A 1,297-nucleotide genomic window follows, 5' to 3' on the forward strand; every position below is an offset into this window, starting at 1 on the left:
TGTGTCCAGTGCATCTGGGAGGCACTGCCGATTCAGACCAAAACGTGTCAGGGATAAACAAAACAACTTCAATCGATTTATTTCTCATCTCCGTCCTGTTGGATAAAACTCCGGCCCAAGAGCCGGACACGCCCCCTCAGAGGAAATATTCCCCCAATGGGTAAATCGCCGGCGTCATATCCGCCGGCAGTAGTGTTATCAGACGCTCAGGCAAACCTGAACCTGTTTTTTTACCGTCAATTCACCACGAAACGTCCCTGTGGAATAAGCGAAATAACGCTGTCAGTACACTCATCCCCGTCATGTAAAACATTGCCGAGAATGTAGGCCAGCCCTATCACTTTACGGATACCGTCTTCCTCACCCAATTCCAATTCATCAGAGCTGCCAGCTTCCCACTGCCCATTCCGGTATTCGTTATAACCACATAACCCTCGGGCATCCTCAAAATAGTGGGTAATATGGCAATGGTATTGCCTTGACAAGGCAGCGATGATTTTTTCACGCCATGGTCCCAATGGTGCTGTATCAAAACTCCCGATCAGGCTGCTATCGTCATTTCGCTTCCACGCTATGTCATAACCTTGCGGCTGAATCATACCGTATAATCGGAAATACAACTCACGAGTCGTCTCGTGATCCTTTAACAACCTGCCGCAAGATCCATTGATTTCACTCGCAAGATGGGTCGGTATCAGCAGAAATAAGTCACCAGGAACCGTCTCTGTCAGCCGGTCATCAAGATGAGACCACAGCATTTCAGCATCACGTTCTGCGTTCCAGGTCAACAGACCGAACCAGTCACAGGATTTTTGGTTAAACAACGCCCTGATGGTTTCCCGCTCTGCCGGGAGCAACGTCTGCCATTTTCGCGCGGCCAGACCACTTTGTTGGTATAGCCTGTCAATCTGTTGGCTGGTGACTTCATCAAGCGCCACATTCTCTTTTAACAAGGCCAGCCAGTGCTCAAACGCCCGGTTTTCCGGTGAGTCTACCCCTGTTCCTTTCGCTACCAGCGCCGGATACAGTGAGTAATCTGTCGTTTCAGTAGGTTGCAGGAGACCGGCACAGCCCGCGACAAACAGCTTAATACTTTGATGGATGGCCTGCCCGTAATAGGGAATTCTGTCTCCCAATCCCCATTGTTGCAGAGCCTCCAGTTGGTCGGGGTGACCCGTGATATGCAAACGATTAGCGTACCCCTTCGGCATAGTAAAAAATCCTCTTTTTTTACCTGAAACAGGGCATGCCTGGTGAAGGCAATGCCCCCACAGGCAGATGATAAGTTCAGCGATGT

1 protein-coding gene is annotated in these 1,297 nt (G+C 50.0%); it reads right to left on the minus strand.

The window, feature by feature from the left end; all coding sequences use genetic code 11:
• Positions 1-236 precede the first annotated feature (236 nt).
• On the minus strand, positions 237-1,211 hold the full coding sequence (locus tag C5471_RS23275) for a DUF1281 domain-containing protein (protein ID WP_133815247.1): 975 nt from the start codon (positions 1,209-1,211) through the stop codon (positions 237-239).
• Positions 1,212-1,297: the final 86 nt, after the last annotated feature.

Origin of the sequence: Photorhabdus tasmaniensis (assembly GCF_011189505.1) — a bacterium.
Taxonomy (GTDB): Bacteria; Pseudomonadota; Gammaproteobacteria; order Enterobacterales; family Enterobacteriaceae; genus Photorhabdus; species Photorhabdus tasmaniensis.